The 1,458-nt window shown below is 70.3% G+C and carries 2 protein-coding genes; both read left to right on the top strand.

The features are described from left to right. Nucleotides 1-62 precede the first annotated feature (62 nt). Nucleotides 63-365, top strand: a complete 303-nt coding sequence (locus tag AC1DBQ_RS23295) for a hypothetical protein (protein WP_476930747.1) — start codon at nt 63-65, stop codon at nt 363-365. 321 nt (nt 366-686) lie between these two features. Further along, a partial coding sequence (locus AC1DBQ_RS23290; protein ID WP_476930746.1) for a DUF222 domain-containing protein occupies nt 687-1,458 on the top strand: 772 nt, incomplete at its 3' end.

Here is a 1,458-nt window from a genome sequence, read left to right as displayed (position 1 = left end):
CTCTAGCACCGTTCTTCACTGCGGTTTCTTCACTGTCGTTTTCTTAGCCCGAGGGGTCCTGAATGCTTTCCCTGATTGTGGTCGCCATGGTCACCGTTGCTGTGGGCTTTGTGGTGTGGGCCAAYGACAAGCGGCACACGAAGTACGGCATCAGCGTGCCGGCCGGAGTGGCCGCCTTCGTCGGCATGCTGAGCTGGATCATCTTCATGGCGGCCGGGTTCGGCTACCAGCCGGGCCTGACCTGGATTCCGTGGATCCTGCCGCTGATCCTGGGTGCCGCAGCCTCCRTCGCGGCCGTGGTGTACCTCGGCAGGACCCGGACCCGGCACGACACCGAGCGCCTCACCGCCATCCTGAAGCTTTAGCGGGTCCTCGCCGGCAGCCAGCAGGACGGGGCCCATTTTCTCGTCAGGGCCGGCCCTCGTCCGCCCTCGTTGGGCAGGCTCAGCCGGTTTACCTGCACATCCGTGACCACGCACCCGGCAGGGTGCGTGGTCACGTTTCGTTGAGCACCGGCGGCTCCGGCAGGCCGCCCGCCTTGATGAAGTCCACTCTTGTCGTACGCGGAGTTACGTTGCCCGGCATCGTGCCGCCGTTGCCTGCCGGGGCGGCAGCCGGATGTGGCGTCGCGTCGCGGCCGCACCKGTTCGGTCTTTTTTGTCGGACCCCTCTGGGATCGTTGAGACATGGAAGGCGTTGGAGCGTTCATCCCGGAGCTGGCCCCGTGGGCCGGCCCGGTCGCGTCCTCGCGGCCTMCCCGTCTGGCCGCCGCGGCCGGGGCGCTTGAAGCATCACACGGCGGTGGCGCAGACCATGCCGGGAACGGTACTTTGGGCGGCGCCGCGAACGCTGCCGCCAACGGCGCTGCGGACCATGGTGTCGGCGGCGTGGTTGATTCGGCGTTGGCGTTGCTGCGGGCTTCTGCCCCGGCCGCGGGTGCTGAGGCGGCCCGGTTCTCCCTGKTCGAAGCCGCGGACTTCGCCGGCCGTGTGGAGGAATTCTCCMGGACGGTCGAATACTTCCAGCTCATCGCCGCMGCCGCGGTGGACCGGACCCGCAAACAGACAGCCTGGACCCGGCCGACGCCGGCGGGCCGGGCCGCMGAGACGACGCCGGCGGGCTGGCTCACCGGCTGGACACAAGACACCCCCGCCGGAACCGACGCCGGATCTGAGGTTTGGGCTGAGGCCGGCGGCTGGACGGCATTTGACGGGAGCGGCGGGCCGGCCGGCGTGTGCGCCGCGACCGACGACGGCTACAAGAATGCCACCGAGTTCCTGCGGGCGCGGCTGCGGATCAGCGCGCCCGAGGCCCGGCGCCGGCTGACCCAGGCCGCGGACCTGCTGCCCCGCCAGGGACTCACCRGAGCACCGGTGCCGGCCGTGCACGAGGAACTCGGCGCTGCCGTCGCCGCCGGGGAGATCGCGTCCCGGACCGCGACCATCATCACCACCGCCC

Source organism: Arthrobacter sp. 10T413_2 (genome assembly GCF_056394205.1).
This window is presented reverse-complemented; position numbering and strand designations above follow the sequence as displayed.